Genomic DNA, 21,027 nt, shown 5'->3' on the forward strand with positions numbered 1-21,027 from the left:
TGCCGGCCCGTTATCGTGAGGGTTACGCGGTGCGGACCACGATCCCCTGTTTTTCGAGGTCTTCGAGGGCGACCGCCTTCTGCGCATCGGTAACGCCATCAGGCCAGACGATGCCGTTGGCAAAGCACAGGACATCACGGCGCAGCGCGATAAGGCCGATCGGAAGATCGACACCGTATGGCGCTTCCGCATCGGTTGCAGCAATGCCCCACGGAACCTCAGACCCGTCAAATGCTGTCGGATCCCATGCAACCACCTTGCCCGCATTGGGGTTGATATCCGCACCCGAGACCGTGATCTCGAAACGGTCACTGGCTGCAAAATCATTGCTGCCGTCGGCGATGGTGAAACGAACCTGCTTGGTGAAGGCAGCACCGACTTGAGCTGTACCGATCGATTCCCCGTTCGGATCGCTGACCTCGAACGTGCCGCCATTGGCCGCCGGCTCGGTGCAGACGACGGTATAGACACCCTCTTTGACCTTGCCGGTAACGGCGGGCGCCGACATTGTGAGAACACCATTGCCGGTATTGCTGGCATCGACCGCCACAGCGGCAGAGATATCCGCCGCGGTGGCAAGCATTGCGAGGATCATGCCGACAGTGATCGTGCGAACCACACCGCTGCCGGCAAGCAACGTGACGCTTTCGCGCGAATAATCGGGATTGACCTCCCATTTCAGGACCGAAGTCAGACCCTTCGGCTGGGTCATAGAGTAGTGCGGCAACATGTTGAAAGTCCTTTCAATCAGCCAAGTAAAGGTGGTCCCCGGCCCTGAAACGGGTCGAAGTCAGATCTCGTAAAACGCTGGTTGCTGGGTTACTTCGCGAAGCGGTCGACGGCCTTGGAGAGGCTGGAGCGCTGTTTTTCCGTTTTCAGCGGACCGCCGAGATCAAGGTCGGCACTTGCCGACGCCTTGTCTTTGCGATCCGCGAAGTCGTCTTCTTCCTTGGCTTCGACCGAGGCCTTCGGCGATTTACCAAGCGCGGCATTTGCCGCCTCCGGGCTTTGATCCGTGTCGAAGGCAAAATGACGGGCGAGTTCCTCCCGTCCTTCGGCTTCGTCGCCGTCCAAAATGGCCTTGATACGGCCGCGCTCGGCTTGCGCCCCGGCCTGTTCGCCTTCACGGCGTGCAGTAGCAGCCGCAGTGTCGAGCTGTTCTTGTGTAATGCCCGAAGCTGATGCATCGGGCAGCTGGTTGTTCCCGCTCATGGCTAGTCTCCTTTGCTGCGAGATTGTGCGCCCGACGCGGGCGCGGGAAAGATCTTCAAGGACCTCGTCGAAAGTGCCGATTTCGTCTGCGAGACCGGCCGAGACCGCCTCGTCCGAGAACAGCGTGTTGGCCTCCAGGTCGCGGATCGCGTCCTCGCCTATGCCACGGTGTTCGCCGACCAGGGATACAAACCGGGTCATGATGCCGTTGATCTTGGCCTCGATCGACGACAGCGCATCGCCTTCCAGCGGGCCGAAGGGATGACCGTCGACCTTGCGCGCGCCGGCATGAATGATGGTCGCCTTGACCCCCCGGTTTTCCATCTGCTTGCTGCGATCAAAATGCAGCCAGAGAACGCCGATTGAGCCGACCTCCGAGCTTTCGGTCATGACGATCTTGGAAGCACCGCTCACCAAGCCGTACCCGGCGGATGCAGCCAACGAATTGACGATCGCAATGACGGGCTTCTGTTCGGCAACAGAACGCACCAGACGCGCGGCTTCAATCATGCCGGCAGCCTGCCCACCTGGTGAATTGACATCGAGCAATATGGTTGAAACTTCGCTGTCAGCCGCGGCCCTGGTCAGCGCTTCCGTAAAACCCTCATAGGACGTCATGCCCGAATAGGACCCCATCCAGGCACCGCGATTGACAAGCTCGCCCATCAGCTGAATGCGCGCGACATTACCGATGCGGGCATAGCCCTGCCATTCAGGACCATTAACGCCAGGTTCGATGACCTCTTCGCCGCGAAAGCGATTGCCCTGCGGTTCCGGCATGGCCTGGCCGAGCATGCGCGCTGCCAGATATTCGCCGATCAGAAGCCCCTGGCTCTGCGACAGCAGCAACGGCGTGTCGAAGACCTGCGAGGCGGCCCGCAGGTAGCTCAATTCATTGATTTCCGACATGGGGGTTACCTTTTTACCGAACCCACTCTGTTTCATGTCACCACTGGCACGAGCGCAGCGGAAAACGCTCATTTCTTGGGACGTTGTGCGTTAAAGACGATGGGAGAGAACGATGTTTCGGTCTTCTGCTATTTTTTACGCTCAAATAGCTATAACGAGACCAGTGTTCGCCGAGTCGTTGAATTGACAGCGTTGTGATGCATGAAAATAGCCGATTAATTGTCATACGGGTCTGGCGCTATGACGACCAGCAAAGGTTGAAGAAAGTGAAAAAAGTTCTTTCTGAATACTGGTACGAGCACAAAATTGTTATCATAGTGACAATATTTGGCTCATTGTGGGCGATTTACATAAATTACATCGATAGCGACAATAAATTTACTAACAAATTGATCGGCGCTCTGATTGTTGCAATGATTTATTTGTTTTTCCATCTATTTCTAATGATTTTGAGAAACATTAGACAGCAAGAGAAATAACGTTTATTTATTTATGCTAGTAAAAATGTTATCATGATAACTAAAATACTGCTATTGGCGAGCTTTTATCGTCAATCACATCTAGGTTTAAAATCCGCCACGCATCGCATAGCGGGTGCGGACACCTTGCTTGCGGTCACAAGCAGCCTTGAGTTTCGTGATCTGAAGCTCGAGCTCCTGCAAATTGGCGGGCTGCACCATGACGTCGAATTCCTGGTATTTGACGCGGACTTCGCTTTCGCCGGCGACGAGCTTGTAATAGGCCGTCTGAAGCACCGGCCAGACAAGGCACGGGTCGGTCGTGTCAATGCCGTCAAAGATGCTGGCCATTACGCGTCGTCCTTGTCTTTGTCGTCGCCATCTTCGGCGTCTTCGGTCTTGTCCTTGCTGTCTTCGCCGTCCTCAACGTCGCTTTCGCTGGCGCCAGCAAGCGGCGATCCTTTTGAAGCGTGCGGGTCTGACAATCCGAGATCCTCGTATCGCTTGGTTTCGCGGGCGCGCTGCTCAGCAACGCTTTCCCACTCGTATCCGAGCTCGCCGCACTCGATGGAAAGGTTGGTGACGCCGCGCTCCAGGCGCTCACCCATGGATTTGGCGGATTTCAGATCGTCGGCGGTCGGCTTGGCCGGTCCGTTCCAGTCGGTTTGTGTTGCCGCGGCGCGCACACGCAGGAAATTCCGATAGCCACCTGGAAACGGTATCCAGCGATTAAAAATCTGCTCTTCCAGCCAGGCGTCATAAACAGCCTGATAGAACGGTGCGACCAGGTCCTCGCGACGGCTCACGACCTGCGGCCAGAGCGAGGCAATCCCCATGCGCACGCTCGAATAGGTCGCGCCCTCATAATCGAACGCCAGCGCCTCATAGGAAACGCCGATCGCGCGGGCGATTTCGCGCAAGAGGTTCCGCATGAACGGCAGATAATTGTTATGCGGATGGTTCGTATTGTGAAACTGAAGCTCTTCACCGAAGAACAAGTGCGCGATTTTACCGTGCGCGCCTAAATCGAGTTTCGTGTTCTTTGCCCATGCTTCCTTGAGACCGAGAAACGTTTCAAGTTCGCTCGATACTTGCGTCTGCCCCTCACCCTCACCCTTCGTGCTGAGACCTTCAAAAACCTCTTCAGACAAGGCGTTCGATTTGATCGTCGCTGCAAAAACAGTCTGCAGGAGCGCCGCGACAAGAGTGGCGTCCGCCAGCTGGTCGACCTGCCGGAATACCTTCAAGATGGCCGCAAACGGAGAAATGCCCCGTGTCTGATCGGCATCGCCGTCATAGGTGTGAATGATCAGCGGGTGCCCCTCTTTATCGCGCGCGAGCATATCGACCGTCTTGTCGAAACCGTTCAGCCGCGCCCGCACCCGGTATCCGATCGCCATGCCGTCGGCGTCCTGGTACACGCCCTGGTGCAAACGGACCTCTTCGCGGGTCTCCTGAGTGATCCGGAGCGGGCTCAGAAGCTGGACTTTCGTACGCGTGAGCGAATTCGGTCGCTGGCGCAGGACCATCCGGGCAACGCCCTCACCAAAGGCATAATGCGACTTGAGCTGCGTCCGCGCCATTTTGGCGATGGTCATCTTGCCCCGGGCATCGCACTCATGCGGGTTGTTCGCGTAGGACCGGAAACGCATCGCCACATTGCGGGCCCATTCGCCGGCATCGTCCTGGCTTGAAAACCCGCACAGCTGCCAGTCCGGCTTTGGCGTCAGTTTCAGGCCGTTGCCAATCGTATCGCCGACGGCCTGATCGACCGCGCCTTTCATCCAACCCGAATTGTGGATTGATTCAATCGCGCGCGATGCGACCGACGACCAGGCCTCGCGAACGTCTTTCGAAGCTTCGCGCAGTGACGGCCGCGGCCAACCTGCAAGAAACCCGCTACGATCCGGACGCAGGAATTGCGCGGACGGCTGAGACCGCCCCGGAAGAACATCCGAGCTGGTCACGTTTGGCAGAAATTTTGGCATGATTACCCGTTCAAGGATTTGGCGAGTCGCTCAAATGGATTTTCCTTCGGCTTTGCCGGCGCCTCCGCCGGTTTCGGCGCCAGCGGCAAATCTTCTATATCGAGCTGGACTTCGGTGGCTTGCGTACAGCGTTCCGCCTCCAGGCCGTCCCAGACCGCGCCAGGCATGGACCGAAGTCCCATTTTCGTTGCCGCGGCTTCCGCCTGGTTCATCGTGTCGAGCGGTTCGTTCGCCTGGAGCGGATCTTTCGTCCAGCGCCAGACCTCAAACCCGTCCTTGTTCTTCTTCGCAACACGGCGCTCTGCCGTCAGGCCCCGGAAATATTCATCGTCAAGCCCGCAGGGAAAAGCGACATAGCCCGGTTCAAGCGGATCGGTCTTGCGGATGTTCTTGTAGAGCCCGATTTTCATGACCGAGCTGTTGAAGTTGTAGAACCGGCGCGAATACTTTTTCGGCTTTCCGGTCTTGTCGTTGTACTCCTGCCGCACCCGCTGCAAGCGCGGTGCGATATCAGATCTGGCACCACGGACCATGATCACGCGCGAAGCCGGAAAGCGTTTCGCCCATCCCCAGACATCGGTTGTGTAAGCGTTACCGTCGATCGCCGTCATGTCTGGCCGGAGTCGATGCCCGCATGCGTTCGGCCACTCGTTATTGACCAGGGCGTCGAGCAACTCTCTGGTCGGTTTCTCGCTGATGTAGCCAGGCACAACACCATAGTCGACGACGAAACGCCGCAAGTCCCTGTCCCATCCAACAAGCTGCCATTCAACCCGGTCGCCCTGTACGTCAATTCCGAGCGTGATAAACACCGCGCCCGCCGGGATCTGCCCTTTCGAATACTCCGACACCGCGGCCCGGTCACGAAGGTCCTCCCAGGGCGGCGCGTCGCCGGCAGCTTCATAAGCCAGCCCGACAACGTCGTTCATGAACGTCTGCTCGCTGGCCGGGTCTCCTTTGGCCTTCAGCCAGGACCGGGCAATACGTTCGAACGTTTGCAGCACCGAATAGGCCGACCAGATCCAGAAGGACCGGTGCTGGCGCTTGGCGTTCTCGTTGTCCGCACGCCATTCAAGCTTTTTCAGCATCGCCGGACGGTGATGCTCTTCTATCACCCCGCCGCAGTCAGGGTCGGTGCAAACGAAATGCGCCCGCTCCGGATGTTCCTCGTCTAGGTTGGCCAGCATGTTGTCCCACTCAAGAACCTGCATGTGACCGCAATGCGGACAAGGCACATACGGCCGCTCCTGGCTGCCGTCCTCGTAGTTCCGGGAGATCCTGCACCCTGGCAGGACCAACGGTGTAGAGATCTTGACGATCTTCGCGAATTCATGCGCCTGGCTGCGCGAATCCGCCTGCGCTTCCGGATCACCGGCTGAGTTGGTTTCCCATTTCGCCAGATCGTCCTGGACCTGGTTTTTCATGGTCACCATCGAGAGCGATGCCGGCGAGTTCGCACCGGAAATCTGGATAGCGCCGCGGCCGTCAATACGTTCCTTGTAGAGGATCGAGTCGCCGCCATCGCGGCTCTTTTGCGAAAACAGTGCCCTCAGCGAGTTCGTGTTTTTCAGCATGGGCGCCAGTTTCTGTTTCGACCAGCGCTGCGCGTTGCCCTCTGTCGGGTGGACGTAAAGAAAGTCGCCCGGAACCATCTCCAGCGACCCGCAACAGAAGATATTCGCTAGGACCGTGCCGCCGAGCTGCGCGCTTTTCTTCAGTGTCACGATCCGGCAGGGATCTTCGGGCGACATCGCCCGCAAGACCTCATCGAAATAGCCGAACAGATCCCGATTGTATGGGCCCGGATACGGGCTTTCACGTTCGGAAAGGACGATATTGTCCTCGGCCCATTTGAGATAATCGACCTTCGGCGGCGGCGTCCAGGCATTCGCCATGGCCTCAAACGCAAGGCGCTCCGGATTGGCCGTGTGAACGACGTGCTGGTTCACTCGGCTGCTTCCAGCATGGTCTCGCCGATCTCCGTCTCAACAGTCGCCGGCGAGACCTCAGCCTTTGCCCTCGCCGCATCGGCCGCCCGGCTGCGCATCTCGGTAAACTCCGAGCGCAGCTCATGGAGCACGTCACGGACCGGCAACTCGAATTTCGAGGCAATCTTTGCGGCCATGGTCGGCAAAGCTCCTTCGAATGTCTGGATCATCTGCACCGCAATGCGCGTGTTGCTCGCGGTGACCTCTTCAGTCGGTGTGAACCGGCCCTTGCGCGCCTCTTCGTCCTCGGCCGCTTTCCGGCTTCTGATCTGCTCTTGAAAGAGCCGCTCCTGCTTGAGCTTGTCCTCGATCGAGGGTGTCCGAAGATCCGGCAGATCGGGTCTCGGCTCAGCTCCCTCTGCCGCAACCTGGTCGAAAGTCGGCTCAGCCACCTTCTGCGGGCCAGCCAGCTGCGTTTCCATCCCATTGCCGAGCATCTGCCCGATGTCGAGATGCCGGCGGAGCTGCTCACGGGCGACCGGCACATTGATCTTGGACAGTCGGCCGGTTCCGACCAGGGCATCGCCCGAAATCTTGCCTTCAGCGATGTACTGAGACACCCGGCCAGGGCTGACGTTGATCAATTTGGCGAATTCGCCCTTGCTGACAACGGCGTGTTCACCCGCACTTGCTGTCACAGGTTCGCTCCGGCATGGATCTCAACTTTAGGAATTTAGCCCCGACTTTAGGACTTTAGCCGACTTTAGGCTTCGAATTTAGGGTCAGACTGGCGACATTAAACGCTCAGTCCCCCCGTTTTGTCTTTTGGCGGGATACGGTCCCTACTTGTTTCACGCGTTTTTGTGAAACCCTCGAATTTTGATAAAGCCGCAACGTAGCAAGCTGTGCACTTTCGCATGCGCCCCTGACCAATTGACCAAGATTGTCCGCCAACAGCCCAGCTCGGCCAGTGTGGTTTCGCACCTTTTGCGTTGACACATGGGCACGCGCATAGATTTCTTGCCGCAAAGCAATTGAAGATCAGCCATTCATTGACTGCACAAAATTTAAGATGATTGTCTTAACCTACGAGTGAGCAGCCGTAAGTTGGCCGCGGTGTTTTTCAGAGAATCTGGAAGCAGAAAATTCACTCACTGTTTGCCGCTTGCCGACCCAAACCGAGATGATTTAGTTGGCGAAACTTGCAACAGCACAAATCTAAGCTGCGACCTTTTCCTTTAGACCATAGATATAGCAGACTTCACTAAAAGCCTCTTCGGGATCGGGCTTCGATGCCTGTCCCGTGATAGTCCCAACAATGAACTCGAGAGCAGTAACAGCTCCTGCGATGTATTCACCTTTCGCTAGCGATCCAAATAAGCTTGGTGTCGCTTCAAGCAGGCGCAAACCTGTCCGCTTGGCAAATTTTTCACCTTTCTTCGCCACGGCGCGCTCCAATTCAGTGAGCTTCACGTGAAGGTGGTTATTGAGATTGATGTCGGCGAAATGCGCCACGTCCTCATAGTTACCGCTGATGAGCCCTTCAAAGCACTCTGGCACAATAGTCCGCAGGTGTGACAGGTAGTCCTCACGCTCCTCTTGCAACTCCTCTCGGATTTCTGGAATTGCCTCCTTGTCTATAGTCCAGAGAGCCGGAAAAGCGATACGCAGACCACTCATCGCGAGCACTGGAAGAATATCAGAAGTGCGAAGCTTTCGAGTTGATGCTGTACGCGCTTGTGTTAGCAGGGTATGTGGCGTGAATAGGGTGGCCTCATTAGTGGTGACAACGCTTTCGATTGCTTGCACATCATAATAGCTGTCAATGCAAAGTTTGATCGTTTCGATGGCCTTTAGTTGATCAGAGTGCGTCGACTTACGACCTGATCCCTCAGCCACGTAAACCTGAACTGCCTGTTCGGCGACTTGAGCTCTATAATTCGAGCTGTCCCTCAGCATGGCGACATCAAGTCCACTTTTAGCCCGTTGGATGGGGTCCGATAGTACGTTGTCGATAGACTTTAGCATCCAACCAAGTTCCATCTGCCAGAAATTGCCGAACTCAAGATCAAGATCGAGGTTAGGAGGCACTACTTCGATCAGGTCAACTGGATCAAATAGCAGCCGAAGTGCGGTGTTTTGACTTGAATATTTCAGGTGCGGATTAACGGACTCCCTATCCGGGTTCAGTACTTCCGACAGTAGATCGAGACAATTCGTTTGCTTCGCTGCCTCGCCAATTGCGCTTCTTGCTTGAAAAAAGGCTGCAAGACCAGCTGCTGGTGGATCAAACAATACGACTTTCAAAAGACATGCTCCAAAATCAAAAACGAATAAATGTCTTCAGAGAGTGACCGTTTCTACACCGAATTTCAAGTTTTTGTTCCCCAACCCGTATCCTGAAACTCATTGGCCATAAGTCAAAACATGGTGATCGAATGATAATTTCGATATCAAATTGTAACTAAAAGCGACAACAATCAGGCGGTGGACGGTGGCGATACCTTCCTTTGCTCAACTGTCTGCCTTGAAATCAGCGAATAAGTGTTTGGGTTCGAACAAGTCGAAACACCTGAACTAAAAGTTTAAATACATGCTCTGTGCCGGAGTATTCAGCAATCTTAGGCTGCAGGAATACGTTGCGCTAGCAAATCCAGATAACAAATTTCGAGACGTTCAACTCACTTGGCGTTTGAAAGCTGCTGCTGCGTAGGTCTCTTCTTCAACCAGTTGACTTCAAAGCGATATCTGAGAAAATTTCTCGGACATCTCTCCCGCCATAAAACCTCGTCGCACCAACTCCGCAGCTCCTGCGTCTTTTGTTGGCTGGGTCCACCGCTTCGGTCGCCTATTCGCGTCTGGCCTTGCGCCAGCATCAGGTCCGAAGGATCCGACGAATCGTCCTGATATCAAGAAGTAATTTCAACGCCCAAGGTCGTCAACAGAGGCGGTCAGCGCCGTCCGCCGTCCGAACACACTCACCTCGCCCCGGAAAATCTCGCGCGCCTGCTCGTATCCCGTGATCTCCACATCGAAGCCGGCAAACGGGCCTTTGATCAGCTGCAGCACCTTCCCCACCTGGATGAACGCGCCGTCCGGAATGCGCTTTTCCGTGTTTAGCCGGTCGATCAGCGACACCATTTCGGACGCTTCCAGAAGATACGGCATTCCGTTTTCTTCAATCGATAGAATGCCTTCCACCCCGTCGCACTTGCGCACCAGGGCAAAGTCCTGCCCCGCATTCGCGTCGATCCCGGCGAACAGATAGCGGGAGAACATCGGTTTCTTGAGCGCGATTTTCTTCTTCGAGCGCGGCTGTTTCCGCTCGAAACTCTCTTCGGGAAGATGCGCGATTACCCCGGCCTCAATCAGCCCCATGAATGCCCGGCGCTCACATCTCGGGTTGGCATACACCACGCACCAAAGCAGTGGATATCCCTTGACCAGCGCCTTCAGAAGCTCAATCTCCGTGCTCAGCTTTTTCCGTGATGCGCTCATTCCGCTGCCTGCCTTTCGGTGATGCTTGCATGCTCAGTTTCAAAACGGGTGATTGCCGCCTGAACAGCGTCCAGCGCGCTGGAATAGGTGGAAAGCTCCTCCGGTGGCGACGGCAACCAGATCCAGTCGGGGCAATCGCGGTCCTGGCCAAACCAGGGCCAACCCCGCTCCTTGTGCAGCGCCTTCCAGGCCTGCCAGGTGGCCGAGCCTTTCGCCACGTTGCAGAACAGCGCGGCAAGTGGTGTCAGCGCCGGATCTGCCTGAACACCGAGATGCCGGCGGATCGCCCGCTCGTGCATCGTGTTGACGCGCGGCCAGCCGGTCATGGCCCGTTTTTCGAGCAAGAATTCCTCCCGGCTGTAGAGCCCCTGGGCAACCATCTGCTCCTGCGCCATGGTCAGTTTCGGCGGCGGCCCTTTCGGGTCTTCCATCAGTGAGGCAAATCGCGCCGCCCCCCACGCCTTGCCGAAGGGTTTGGCTTCAAGCGGTTGTGCGGATCGGTTTCCTGAAGCGTTGACCGGCACCCGCTCCCAGAGCTTGTCGCGCAGATAGACCGCAAATGCGCAGAATTTTGATCGTCCCAGCTGCTCGCGAACATGCAGCACGTAAGCTCCGAGACGATCGGCGGCTGCCTCACGGTCGGGCTCCGACAGGTTGAACCACTCGGCCTCTGCCGTGGTGGCGCTGTCGCTGGCATAGGTTGGCCAGTCGGCATGCGTTTTTCGAAACCGCCGCTTCCAGGTGTCCTTCGAAACGCTCAGCCCTTCCGGCTCTGCGGCTTCGCGCGCGCGCCCTCTCTCCTCTGGACTGGTTATTGGAATGTTATCTGGAATGTTCTTATCCTGGTGGACCTCCTCCACCACCTTTTGGGAACCAGCTCCACCACCTTCGGGAACGAGCTCCACCACCTTTTTGCCGGAAGGTGGTGGAGGAGATCCACCACCTTCATCTGTTTCCAGAGGCTCTGAGGGCGCTACGAGATCTCGTTCCAGCCACCTGACCGAATACTCGTTCCGCTTCCATTTCTGACCGCGAAAACCGTGCTGAGAGACGGCCACCCAGCCCTTTTCCCGGGCAATGCCCAGGTGCTTGATCACGGTTTTCTTGTCCAGGCTGCTGTATTTCACAAGATCGCTGATCGGCGGAAAACAGCTTTCCCCGAACTCGTTCATGAACATGGAAAGGGTCAGCAGCACATGTTTTGTGGTCGCCGGCAGCTCCTTTGCCGCGCACATGGCGTGCCGCCAGCCCCAGGCTTTGCTCCCTTCGTGGCTCACCGAAAACCCTCCTGGTCCTGCGGCAACGCGGAAACAGGCGCCAGTTTGTCGTCAAAATCACAGCCGAGCGTGACAGACATCAGCCCACCGATCCCCTCGGCCTGGATCAGACCGCGATTGCGCAGGAACCAGAGCGCGGACACGCAGCTGAAATGATCCATCTTCGCGATGCGGCAGAGATCCACGGTCGAAAGGCACAGGCCGCCATTGTTGTGGCACTTCGCTAGAGCTTGCAGCACGTCACGCGCTGTTTTGCTCTGTAGGTACAGCCCGGCTGCCCAGGTGATTGCCCGCTCGCTCATGCCGCCGCCCTCCGGTTGCAGAGGCGCGCACGCTCTGGTTTTATGAAGCTCTTTGTTTTGCCCATTGCTTCAGGCCGTTCATGAAAAGAGACAAGAGCCCTCGACCCCGGAAGCGCGCTGAGCGCCTGCCGAGCACCGCGCCCCCAACGCCTGTCGCGCCCATGGCCGTCGCAGCTGCGGCGCTGACACCTTGGCAACGTCGGGCGCAATGGCTTCGCAACCATCCCTTGGTCGTGATCCTGGAAACAGCAGGTCTGGTCGGATTGATCTTCGCAGTGGGCTTGTTTTTTTACGAGCTGCGCGAACGTCAGGACGAGCGCATCGCCAGATCCTGGCAGCTTCTGACGACCCCTGCCCCCGGCAATACTGGTAAGAGGAAAGCGCTTGAGTATCTTAACAGCCAATATGGCTGTCTGCCGGCCACAATTGGTGAAGAGGAAAAGCCCTGGTGCTGGAAAACCCGTACAGATCTTCAAGGAATCGATTTGTCGTCCAAAACGCATCGCGGGGCAGTGGATCTCTTCAGAGTTGATCTTCGCGGCGCGTGGCTTAGAGGAGCGAACCTGTCCGGTGCGGATTTTACCAACGCGCTTTTGTCGAATGCAATCGTTCACGGAACCAACCTGTCCCGGGCTAACCTTTCCGCGGCCGACCTGACCGAGGCCGAACTTGGTAGGACACAACTCTACAAAGCTGATCTTTCTGGAGCTGACTTGTCCGGGTCGAACCTCTACGGTGCTGAATTGCGCGAGGCGCTCCTGATCAATGCTAATCTCACCAGGGCGGGCCTGGTGATGGCAGATCTCTATAGGGCAGACTTGACCAAAGGAGACTTCTCCGGGGCCACGCTGATCGCGACCAACCTCTCGCGCGCTGATCTGTCCGGTGCAAACTTGAACGGAGCAGACCTTTCGGTGTCGAACCTGACCGGTGCGAACTTGGACAGTACGAGTTGGGCAAATGCTGTCACTACTTATATGTGGGCGTTCGAAAACGCTCCGCCTCGCAACGCCCCAGAAACCGTTTTGAAAACTCTCGCATTCCGAAAAATCGACGAATCCTGGAGTGACTTTGTTGATCGTATGATGCACGAACGGCCCGAAATGGATTGGACGGAAACTCACAAGCTGCTTTTTAGTGACGGCTGACATCACACCGTGTCCCCTCAGCTCCGAAACGCGCCCGTTCCAGAAGCTCCAGTGATTGAAGGTGATGTTCCTGCGCGCTCAGCATGGCGGTGCTTAGGGCCTCGGCGGCGGTGACGGCCGGGAGTTGGGAGACCTCCGGTGTTTCGCGCAGCTCGTTGACGACAACGGCCAGCGCGCACATCAGCCCTTGCAGGTGATAGTGCTCAGCGTGCAGCCTCAAAATGAGATCGAATAAGCGGTCTGGGGTATCGCGGGGCCGTGCGTTCGCACGTCTCCCGTTGCCTGTCGTGGACATGGCCAGTCTCCTTGTGTGTTCACAAGTCCGACCAGCACTCTTGGCGGTAATGGTGGCCGGACGCACAGAGTCCGCCAAGAACCGGCCACAAGGAACCAGCATGCCCGAGGGCATCTCTATACGCCCGACCATAGGAGCGCACACGCTCCTATATGGGTGCGCGCACAAAAAAACGCACCCAGCAAGGAGCATGGCGCGTCGAGCGCCTTGTGACTGAAGGGGCTTGGCGGTCCCCGATCCACACCCTTTTCGCGTGGACCCTGTCACCTTGCGCTGATTTGGGAAATTCGTCAAGTTGAAGCGATTGACACTGCAACCAATTAACTCGCGGAAAACCGAATGCTGCAAACCACCCGAATGCTGGCTTGGATCAGTTTCTTTCAGAAAATTAGAGTTGATGAGACCGTAACCGACGACTCGGACCAAGACGCAAACGCGAACCCAGAACCGAGCCTCTCTGGTGCAGACGTTTTTCTGAAGCTCGTCCCTCCGACGACTAGGGTCGGATCCGTACCAGCGTTCAAAATAACCAAGTTTCGAGACTTTGACCCAAGCGAGATTCCACTTCCCGCCGCCACAACTAACGATACGGGTCTTCGTCGTGACATTGTCATGACCGATCTTGTCGCGATTTCCCTTGAATGCGCAGAGGCAGTTGTCCTTCCGGAAGAAATTTGGGGCCTTTTGGGCGACAAGAAAGCCGCAGAAAACTTGTCGGTTTTGTATTTGTCGCTCAAAGCTTGCGTAATTGCTACGGAGCCCGATCTGTTTCAAAAACAGAAAGGAAAATTTGAAAAACATTTCGAAAAAATGCGCACCAACAATGCCGAAAGAACGCGCGCTGTCGTAAAGTCTGCGCAACAGGAAATTGAGAAAGAAATTGAAGACTTGCGTGGCACCCTTTCGAAGGAACTCGAAGAAGAACGCAAAAAAGTAGAGAGTGCTGCCAAAGAGGCAATTGAAAAGTATAAACGAGAAGCGGGCGCAACACTGATTGTAAAGGGTGCCAACGATCTCTGGGGCAAAAAGCTTTCTGCTCATAGGTGGATTTTCGGCGTTTCTGCGTTGGCTTTCGTGCTGGTGGTTGTAGGTACAATCAGCTTCTCGATTTTTTTTCGCACAGAGATCTCCGACGAGCTTTTGAAGCTTGAACCACTGTTCCAAGGGCACGTATTCGGCGCGGTCGTTCTTGTTCTCATACCGGTACTGGGCATAGCCTGGGTGCTCCGTCTTCTCAGCCGCTTTACAACCCAAAACATGATGCTTGCCGACGATGCTCAGCTTCGCCGAGTGATGGCTGAAACCTATGTGAAACTGGTTTCTGAGAACGCAATCAAGGAACCGGAAGATAGGGCGATTATACTCTCCGCTCTTTTCAGACCGTTGCCCGGAACAGGCGCTGAAGACGTCAGCCCACCCAGCATTACGGACATCCTCAAGGGCAAGAACTGACATCACGCCACGCTCCCCTTGCCCAACTCCCCGAAACTCGGCAAGTTTGAGTTGCAACAAAGGGTGAAGGCATGAGGAACTTTGACGGTCACGCAACACTGCTCTTCGGCATCCTGATTGGGCTTGCCCTTGGCCTCATCGTTGGCATGTGGTCTCCTCCATCGACTTTCGAGGTCCCCGAGGCATGTCAGGGTCAAGAATTTTGGTGTTGGTTGAACGACTGGCAAACACTTGTCAGTGCCATTGTCGCTGTGGCGGCAACACTGATGGCTGCAACGATCGCGTGGTTTGCAGTTCAAGCACAGATTGCGGTTACCCACTTGCCCGCAGATCAGACGAAACTCGTACTTGATAACTTTCTGGAAGAATTTCTTCAGGAAGTGAATCAGGCGTGGCGGTTTCTTGAAGTCGCTCTTGACCACAATTACAGTGAAGAACGAAAGTTTACTGCCTTGAACATAGCTTGTGCCGAGGTTGATTCTAGTTTTCAGTCTTCCAACATCCTTGACTGCAGCGAGATGTTGACTGATCTTCTTCCCGCTCAAAAACATGCTTACGAACAAGTGTTTATTTCGCTCAGACGAATAAAAACTGAGCTTGAGCGTAAAAGATCCGATGATGATCCCGAGAAGGGCTATGGCTTGAGCGCGCAATTGTTCGCAATTCAGCTTTCCCACCTCGTGAAGTATCTTGAACAGGCAAATCACACCCTCGCGGAAGTGTTTAGCGAGCGCGAAAAATACGACGTTGATCACACACTTAGTTGGCACTCGTCCAAGAAAAGGGCAGATATTCAACTCGAAAAGTGGGCAGATGAACTGAGTAAGCAGCAAGCTTGAGAGCAGACACCAAACCCCATCATCCATCACCCCACCCTCCCATGAAACACCGTCGGCTTGCCGGCAGCTTCCCGGTCGAACCGGTACCAGGCGCAATTGTCCTTGCCGTCCTGGCTGGTTGAGGGCATGAAGCGCAGCTTGCCGACTGACAGAACATCGGTGCAGGTGTCCATGAAGGGGGCCGACTGCTTGGTGTGCAGCCAGTCCGCATCGAACAGGAACCAGGTCGGCACCATCGCGGCACACCGGGCGATCAGCGCATGCAGGATGGGCCGCAGCCAGGGCGGATTACTGATGATGTTGCCCGCCCCGTTCAGATCCGCCTTGGAAAGTGTCAGCGCATCGCCAAAGGGAATGCCCGGCCGGCGCGGGTTGATGTCGTAGCGGGCAAGACAGGTGAGCCCGAGCCCTTTCAGCTGCCAGATCAGATCCCCCAGCCCGCAACACGGCTCGGCATAGTCCGTAACGCCATAATGCTGCAGCAAGGGCTCAAGCGGCGCACAGGCCCGCGGATCGAACGTCCGGTAATACTCGTTCTTCACCCGCTGAAAACCCGACCGCTTCCCCATCACGCGGCCCTTTTAAAAGAATGCAACCCGGCATTGAAAGGTGACGCTTCCTGGGGTCTAATTGCGTGGTTGATTAAACCCTTTCGAGACCTTGAATTATGTCTGATGAAAACCTCATCACACCGAATGAAGCCCGCGCGAAACTGAACGACCTTTCGGTACGCATTGAAGCCGCCAAAAGCACGAACGACGCGAAACCATCGGAGCCTGCCGCACTTCGTTACGGGTCTGCGAAAAGAGGGATCACCTCCCTCTGGCGAAACACAATGAAAAGCTACAGAAGCTTTGTCAGCGCCTTGGATGCCGTTGAAAAGTCGCCACTCGTCAGGCTTGCCGTAGCTCTCGTCTTTCTTCTGACTGCCGCTACCGTCCTGTTCGATCTTAATGATCGAAGAACCCAAATAGAGATTGCTGCCTGGGATCTGTTTGAAAAAACCAAACCAGGAACGCCCCAACGTACTCGTGCGGCCAATTTGTTGGCAGATACTGGCGCTAGCCTTGTGGGGATCAACTTTGGAACTGAAATCGACAGTAATGAACTTGTCGAAAAAACAAAAGAAGAAGTTATCCGAGACGCTACCAATAGCATTGAAGATAAATTTTACGTTCGCTCGGCGGTTTTCAAGAGAGCCTGCAAACAACACGAAAAGGGAATGTCCGACGTCGATTTTTCGCACAAATTGCTGTGGTCGACAATTCCTCCCGAGTTTCGTTCGCACAGCATAGATTTGTCTGAAGCAAGTTTTGCTTGTTTGCGAATTACGGGAACCTTTGAAGGCGCAGTATTGAGAAGGACCAATTTCGAATTTACAGAATTGACAACAGCAAACTTGAGCTACAGTGCAATTCACCAATCCAGTTTTGAATTCACAGAGATACTTCGCGGTGACTTCAGCGGGGCCCACATATGGTGGGTTTCTTTCCGTTTCGCGCACTTGGGAGGTTGGTCTGACTTTGTGCCTGCTGGTTATGCTGAAAAAACTACGTTTAGAGAAGCCACCCTCAAAAGCGTAAGCTTCCAAGATGCAATATTTAGCAGCGTGGATTTCACAGATGCACTTTTCAACGAGGTCAATCTCAGCGGTGCGGTGTTTGAAAATGCCTCTGAAGTAAAAGGCCTCACACAAGAACAATTGGATGAAACTTGGGCCTGGGAGGATATGCTGCCGCAGGGGCTCGACAAATTTGACCCGCCGCTGCATGTTGGACGCGTTTGCGAGATTAAGTATAGGGAGCCAGGCACTCAATTTGATACGCAACTTAGTGAGTTTGTATGCCTTCCAAGTCTCGAAACTCTTACGCAATGAACTATTCATTGCCCGACGAAATTTCTGATATCTGTGCAAAGCCGAAGGTCCAGAAAAACTTTGAGTTTGTAGGCAATATTCGGCTCTGTTCTTCGTAATTTCAGTATCTTGCCCCATCACGCCGCCTCGTCTTCGCTGAGAACCAGCTCCGGCGCGGCGTAAGCCAAGCGGCTGTGTGCCGGGCAATAGGCAGCATCCGCCGCACAGGCCGCGCCGCAGTAGAACCCGCCCTTTTCCGTTGTCTCGTCAAAGCCCCAGACAGGCCATCGGCAGGACCTTGCACCAAGCTCGGCAAAGGCAACCGGCCCCTCCGGCCGTGTGCTGCTCTCGCTGAGCTCTGCCCGTTCCTCCCGGCTCATCCCGGCCGCGGCCGCAAGACTCACCCGCTCCGGATAGGTTCTTCGGGGCGCTGTTTCCGCCTTGCGCGCGCCCTTGGAAGGGCCTTTGGCTTTCGCTGACGGTTTGGGTGCAGACGCTTTGGCCCGCCTGCCCTGGATCGGTTTGCCGAGGAAAATGCCGTTGCGGTTGCACGCGCCGATCACCGCGTTGCGCGACACCCGCCCGTACAAAACCGAAATGCGCGCCGCCATCTCCACCCCGCTCAGGCCCTCGGCTGCAAGCGGCCGGCACACTTCCGCCTTTTCCGCTGAAGACAATTCGCTCCATAGCCGCTTGGTCATGGCAAACACCCCTCGACTTTCTGGGGCGCTTTTGCTTGCATTAATCCAAGAGATGAGGTGCTACCATGCTTGAAATTCTGATTGGGGCCGCCATCGCGTTTTTGCTGTTGTGGTTGTTCAAAGTCAGCAAAAGGAAGCGCAATGCGCCTATTGAGGCGGCGCCACAACCAGGTCGCGCACCGGACGCAACTCAATTCGCCAGCAATCGGGAAACTGATCGGCTGATGGCACCGCATCGCGAGATGCGAGACGACCTCAAAAAATGCCTCATGAAAGAGCACGCCGCGAACGACCCGGCTGACAGATTGGCGCAACTCGACAAGGCGGTGAGCGATAGCCAAATGGTGGCCAAAGAAGTTGGCCGAATAATCGATACCGCCGACCTCGGCACCGATCCAGCTTCCAGCGCGCTTCTTTCCGAATACGAAAGTTTCGATCAACTGAGCACGGACCTTGAAGACGCGCGCAACGAGTTTCTGGAAGACGTCCTCATGGAATGGGAACAGCGCGAAAACATTGAACCCAGTTTGGAACCCCGCACCTTTGAAGAGGTCGAGCGCCTTGCGAGAGAGCACATCAAAGGCCTGCGATCGGGCAGCTAGCAATCTTTGGCCGACACCCCTTTGCCGTTTGGTCATTGTCCGGCTCCTGTTCGTGTTCTGGAGATCTGGGTGAGAAGGCCGGCAACGTCGTCCAGCATGGCCGCGTCCTGGCGATAGCCGCGCGCCACCGCCGGCGCGTTGGAAAACCCGTTCCCGGCCAGCGCCACCTTTTCCGAAATGTCCGCGCAGCTTCTTTTGTTTAACGCCAGCACCTTCAGCCGCGACGCCATGCTGGTGAGTTCGTGAGGGGAATAGTCATTAAGGCGACGGGTCATTCCCCTGCCCTCGTTATGGTCCCCGCCTCCGTCCCGGACGAAGATCCGGGATCCCGATCGACGCACAAGAGCTGCTGTTTCAATTGAGAAAGATCGTTCAGCAGCTGCGTCACCAGCGGCAGCGCTTCCCTGGCGAAATCATCGGAGCCGATCTCATCGGCCATGTAACGGCTGATCAGGCTGGGAAACGACCAGTGCCGGGCCCCAAGCGCGGCAAGCTCAAGCTGCGGTGCGGTTTTGGTCTTGTCCGGTTCCGGAACGCGCACAAAGGTGCCGCCGCCAATATCGCACAGGGCAACAAGCAACGGCGCGATCTCACCCGCCTCGCGCCGGTCCCTGATCAAATCGGCCAGCACATCGACCGGCATGAACGTGTCCTGATGCCGCTCGTTGCCGGTGTTGGAATAGTCGGACAGCGTGTTCCGCCCGACCCGCGTTACGGAGGCGGCATTGTCCTGCCCGCCTGCCATTTGAACGGTGCGCTGCGTCGCCAGTTTCAGGCAGCGCCGGTCCCGGTCGGTGGTCGGACGATGAGGCTTCACGAATCCACCCCGCAATTTTCATTGGTTTTGCGGGATGACTGGTTTGTTGGATTTGACGAATATTGATTGCGCAGATCAGCGATCTGTTGCCGCTCGTCTTCGGTAAAGACCAACTCCTCTAGAGAAAGGCTGCTTCCTGACGTGATTATCTCAGACCAAATTTTGAAGAAGTTGCCAGCAGGAACGCGCCCTTCCGCGCCACCCTTGCTTTTGGGCATGCTCCAGCGAAGCACCGAAGACGGGTCTTTCTCCACCAGCCTGGAAACCTTCATAAGGCCTCCAAGCTCTTTGAGGACCAATTTCGCCGGTTCGTTTTGCATGAGGCAAATATGAGATTTTCGCATAATTTATGTCAAGACATGAGCAACCAAATTTATTCGATTTTCGTGGGTAACGACATGGGAGAACCTATGCAAAATTCTCCTATGCATGAGAAAGACGCACGAGCAGCTATAGCCGACTGGCTTCGAACAGCCCTCAAGGACGCTAAGATTTCGCAATCGGAACTTGGTCGCCGGATGCAACTTGACCAATCGAAAATCAGCAAAATTTGCAGCGAAGATCGGGGTATGAGTGCGGCAGAACTTTATGCTGCAGCAACTGCCCTCAATGTCCCACTCCCGTCGTTGGGCCACGTCTCTTTCTCAGACCCACCTCAAAATGCAGGGGAAGGTCTACAAGAAGACCTTTCGGAACTCGCCCTCCAAATTACAAAAGACCTCGAGAAAACACACTTCTCGGGAGACATGCCGCCAGAGGACTACATTGAGGCCTCGGCAGTACTTTATGGCATGCTGAAAGGTGCCGGCTCCTGGCATCCGAAGTTATTCAAGACCTCAGTTGAGATGGTCGACAAGGTTAAAAAAGCCAAAGAATACGAGCATTCTACCTTTACAGATTATGTGAAATCTGTTGCGCTACACTACCGTACGTTGGTAAGTGCCGAAAATTCAATTTGACGGCAATCCCACAGGCCTTGGGGATAGGCTCTTCAGATGACGCATAACAAAAAGAATTTGGACGACGATGCAACTCAGCCCGATGCACAACCAAGAGTCGCTCATGACGGCTTGCTCAATCTTCTACTCTCTGCCCAGGCACGAGGTCAGCTCTTCATTGTTTTCGATGAATGCGAAAACGAGTTCGAGCACCGGAACATCCATACTCTGACATTATCCGAACAGAGGCGACTTTATCACATAGCCCGAGACGAGCTGTCGAAGGTGAGAATGAAAAACTATTGGCTATTCGATTTCAAAACCTCGAGTTCCATCCAATGACTAGTGAGATACACACGCAAAACATCGACCTGGTTTCAAAGGGATGGATTGGCGAGAAAGCTCAGCATCTCCTGACGACGTGGTATCGTACGGACGGTTTAGTTGATGATCCGAACGTCTTCGCAGGCATAGCACCACATTTCGTTCGTCTTGCTGGGCATGTGCCAGAAAATGACAGCCCGGAAATCTTGTTTGTTGGCTGCAAGAGCCTCCTTGGGCGAGAAATAAGATCATCACGACGACTTAAGTCAGACCGACGCTCGCTCTTTCGACCAGACTATAGGCGAGCAACGCGCGATGGCTTTGAGCAGGCTCTTCACGAACCAGTACTTCAGGAAATTCAGGATGTCTTTTTCCCAGATTCTGGCCCAAGTGTGCTGCTTTACGGCAAACTTACAATGTGCTGGCGAACCACTGCAGGCACGCCCTATCTGATCAGTTATTCGAAGCTGCTAGGAAAGCGCGC

The 21,027-nt window shown here is 55.5% G+C and carries 22 protein-coding genes; 5 read left to right on the plus strand and 17 right to left on the minus strand.

Going from position 1 to position 21,027, the window contains the following annotated elements:
• Nucleotides 1-22 precede the first annotated feature (22 nt).
• The 10 genes from ABVF61_RS00475 to ABVF61_RS00520 form a co-directional block, all read right to left on the minus strand.
• On the minus strand, nucleotides 23-730 hold the full coding sequence (locus ABVF61_RS00475) for a head decoration protein (protein ID WP_353991584.1): 708 nt from the start codon (nucleotides 728-730) through the stop codon (nucleotides 23-25).
• An 89-nt stretch (nucleotides 731-819) separates the two neighbouring features.
• Complete coding sequence (locus ABVF61_RS00480) at nucleotides 820-2,121, minus strand: S49 family peptidase (protein ID WP_353991585.1); 1,302 nt, start codon at nucleotides 2,119-2,121, stop codon at nucleotides 820-822.
• A gap of 566 nt (nucleotides 2,122-2,687) precedes the next feature.
• Nucleotides 2,688-2,930 carry a hypothetical protein gene (locus ABVF61_RS00485; RefSeq protein ID WP_353991586.1) on the minus strand — a complete coding sequence of 81 codons (243 nt, stop codon included), beginning with the start codon at nucleotides 2,928-2,930 and terminating at the stop codon, nucleotides 2,688-2,690.
• A complete protein-coding gene (locus ABVF61_RS00490) occupies nucleotides 2,930-4,567 on the minus strand; it encodes a phage portal protein (protein ID WP_353991587.1) in 1,638 nt (545 codons plus the stop codon). Before ABVF61_RS00490 ends, ABVF61_RS00485 begins: the two co-directional genes overlap by 1 nt.
• 2 nt (nucleotides 4,568-4,569) lie before the next feature.
• The gene (locus ABVF61_RS00495; protein WP_353991588.1) at nucleotides 4,570-6,516 is read right to left on the minus strand and encodes a phage terminase large subunit family protein; all 1,947 of its coding nucleotides are present in this window, start codon (nucleotides 6,514-6,516) and stop codon (nucleotides 4,570-4,572) included.
• Entirely contained in the window at nucleotides 6,513-7,193 is a 681-nt protein-coding gene (locus ABVF61_RS00500; RefSeq protein WP_353991589.1) for a hypothetical protein, read from the minus strand. Before ABVF61_RS00500 ends, ABVF61_RS00495 begins: the two co-directional genes overlap by 4 nt.
• Nucleotides 7,194-7,713: 520 nt before the next feature.
• Nucleotides 7,714-8,802, minus strand: coding sequence for a hypothetical protein (locus ABVF61_RS00505; RefSeq protein WP_353991590.1), 1,089 nt, complete (start codon nucleotides 8,800-8,802; stop codon nucleotides 7,714-7,716).
• A 615-nt stretch (nucleotides 8,803-9,417) separates the two neighbouring features.
• A complete protein-coding gene (locus tag ABVF61_RS00510; RefSeq protein ID WP_353991591.1) occupies nucleotides 9,418-9,993 on the minus strand; it encodes a transcription termination/antitermination NusG family protein in 576 nt (191 codons plus the stop codon).
• The gene (locus ABVF61_RS00515; RefSeq protein WP_353991592.1) at nucleotides 9,990-11,270 is read right to left on the minus strand and encodes a helix-turn-helix domain-containing protein; all 1,281 of its coding nucleotides are present in this window, start codon (nucleotides 11,268-11,270) and stop codon (nucleotides 9,990-9,992) included. Before ABVF61_RS00515 ends, ABVF61_RS00510 begins: the two co-directional genes overlap by 4 nt.
• Complete coding sequence (locus ABVF61_RS00520; RefSeq protein WP_353991593.1) at nucleotides 11,267-11,572, minus strand: hypothetical protein; 306 nt, start codon at nucleotides 11,570-11,572, stop codon at nucleotides 11,267-11,269. The genes ABVF61_RS00515 and ABVF61_RS00520 overlap by 4 nt, the downstream gene beginning before the upstream one ends.
• Before the next feature lie 80 nt (nucleotides 11,573-11,652).
• On the opposite strand from ABVF61_RS00520, the gene ABVF61_RS00525 reads away from it, so the two are divergent.
• On the plus strand, nucleotides 11,653-12,720 hold the full coding sequence (locus ABVF61_RS00525) for a pentapeptide repeat-containing protein (RefSeq protein ID WP_353991594.1): 1,068 nt from the start codon (nucleotides 11,653-11,655) through the stop codon (nucleotides 12,718-12,720).
• Here the strand turns inward: ABVF61_RS00525 and ABVF61_RS00530 are convergent.
• Nucleotides 12,707-13,015 (minus strand): hypothetical protein, encoded by a 309-nt coding sequence (locus ABVF61_RS00530; protein WP_353991595.1) that lies wholly within the window; start codon nucleotides 13,013-13,015, stop codon nucleotides 12,707-12,709. The two genes, ABVF61_RS00525 and ABVF61_RS00530, sit on opposite strands and share 14 nt — an antisense overlap.
• Before the next feature lie 339 nt (nucleotides 13,016-13,354).
• Here ABVF61_RS00530 and ABVF61_RS00535 point away from each other — a divergent pair, with 339 nt between their 5' ends.
• On the plus strand, nucleotides 13,355-14,467 hold the full coding sequence (locus ABVF61_RS00535; protein WP_353991596.1) for a DUF6161 domain-containing protein: 1,113 nt from the start codon (nucleotides 13,355-13,357) through the stop codon (nucleotides 14,465-14,467).
• Between the two features lie 71 nt (nucleotides 14,468-14,538).
• On the plus strand, nucleotides 14,539-15,306 hold the full coding sequence (locus ABVF61_RS00540; RefSeq protein ID WP_353991597.1) for a hypothetical protein: 768 nt from the start codon (nucleotides 14,539-14,541) through the stop codon (nucleotides 15,304-15,306).
• A gap of 26 nt (nucleotides 15,307-15,332) precedes the next feature.
• Here ABVF61_RS00540 and ABVF61_RS00545 read toward each other — a convergent pair whose 3' ends face one another.
• Nucleotides 15,333-15,875 carry a hypothetical protein gene (locus ABVF61_RS00545; RefSeq protein ID WP_353991598.1) on the minus strand — a complete coding sequence of 181 codons (543 nt, stop codon included), beginning with the start codon at nucleotides 15,873-15,875 and terminating at the stop codon, nucleotides 15,333-15,335.
• Nucleotides 15,876-15,973: 98 nt separating this feature from the next.
• On the opposite strand from ABVF61_RS00545, the gene ABVF61_RS00550 reads away from it, so the two are divergent.
• Entirely contained in the window at nucleotides 15,974-17,182 is a 1,209-nt protein-coding gene (locus ABVF61_RS00550) for a pentapeptide repeat-containing protein (RefSeq protein ID WP_353991599.1), read from the plus strand.
• A gap of 116 nt (nucleotides 17,183-17,298) precedes the next feature.
• Here ABVF61_RS00550 and ABVF61_RS00555 read toward each other — a convergent pair whose 3' ends face one another.
• The 5 genes from ABVF61_RS00555 to ABVF61_RS00575 are packed head-to-tail and all read right to left on the minus strand — an operon-like array spanning nucleotide 17,299 to nucleotide 19,553.
• On the minus strand, nucleotides 17,299-17,862 hold the full coding sequence (locus ABVF61_RS00555; protein ID WP_353991600.1) for a GcrA family cell cycle regulator: 564 nt from the start codon (nucleotides 17,860-17,862) through the stop codon (nucleotides 17,299-17,301).
• Entirely contained in the window at nucleotides 17,859-18,500 is a 642-nt protein-coding gene (locus ABVF61_RS00560) for a hypothetical protein (RefSeq protein ID WP_353991601.1), read from the minus strand. Before ABVF61_RS00560 ends, ABVF61_RS00555 begins: the two co-directional genes overlap by 4 nt.
• A complete protein-coding gene (locus tag ABVF61_RS00565; RefSeq protein WP_353991602.1) occupies nucleotides 18,497-18,739 on the minus strand; it encodes a hypothetical protein in 243 nt (80 codons plus the stop codon). Before ABVF61_RS00565 ends, ABVF61_RS00560 begins: the two co-directional genes overlap by 4 nt.
• On the minus strand, nucleotides 18,736-19,281 hold the full coding sequence (locus ABVF61_RS00570; RefSeq protein WP_353991603.1) for a hypothetical protein: 546 nt from the start codon (nucleotides 19,279-19,281) through the stop codon (nucleotides 18,736-18,738). Before ABVF61_RS00570 ends, ABVF61_RS00565 begins: the two co-directional genes overlap by 4 nt.
• Nucleotides 19,278-19,553, minus strand: coding sequence for a hypothetical protein (locus ABVF61_RS00575; RefSeq protein ID WP_353991604.1), 276 nt, complete (start codon nucleotides 19,551-19,553; stop codon nucleotides 19,278-19,280). Before ABVF61_RS00575 ends, ABVF61_RS00570 begins: the two co-directional genes overlap by 4 nt.
• Before the next feature lie 57 nt (nucleotides 19,554-19,610).
• On the opposite strand from ABVF61_RS00575, the gene ABVF61_RS00580 reads away from it, so the two are divergent.
• Nucleotides 19,611-20,240: a helix-turn-helix domain-containing protein gene (locus ABVF61_RS00580; protein WP_353991605.1), complete on the plus strand. Its 630-nt coding sequence runs from the start codon at nucleotides 19,611-19,613 to the stop codon at nucleotides 20,238-20,240.
• Nucleotides 20,241-21,027: the final 787 nt, after the last annotated feature.

The sequence above is a fragment of the Roseibium sp. HPY-6 genome (assembly GCF_040530035.1).
Taxonomy (GTDB): Bacteria; Pseudomonadota; Alphaproteobacteria; order Rhizobiales; family Stappiaceae; genus Roseibium.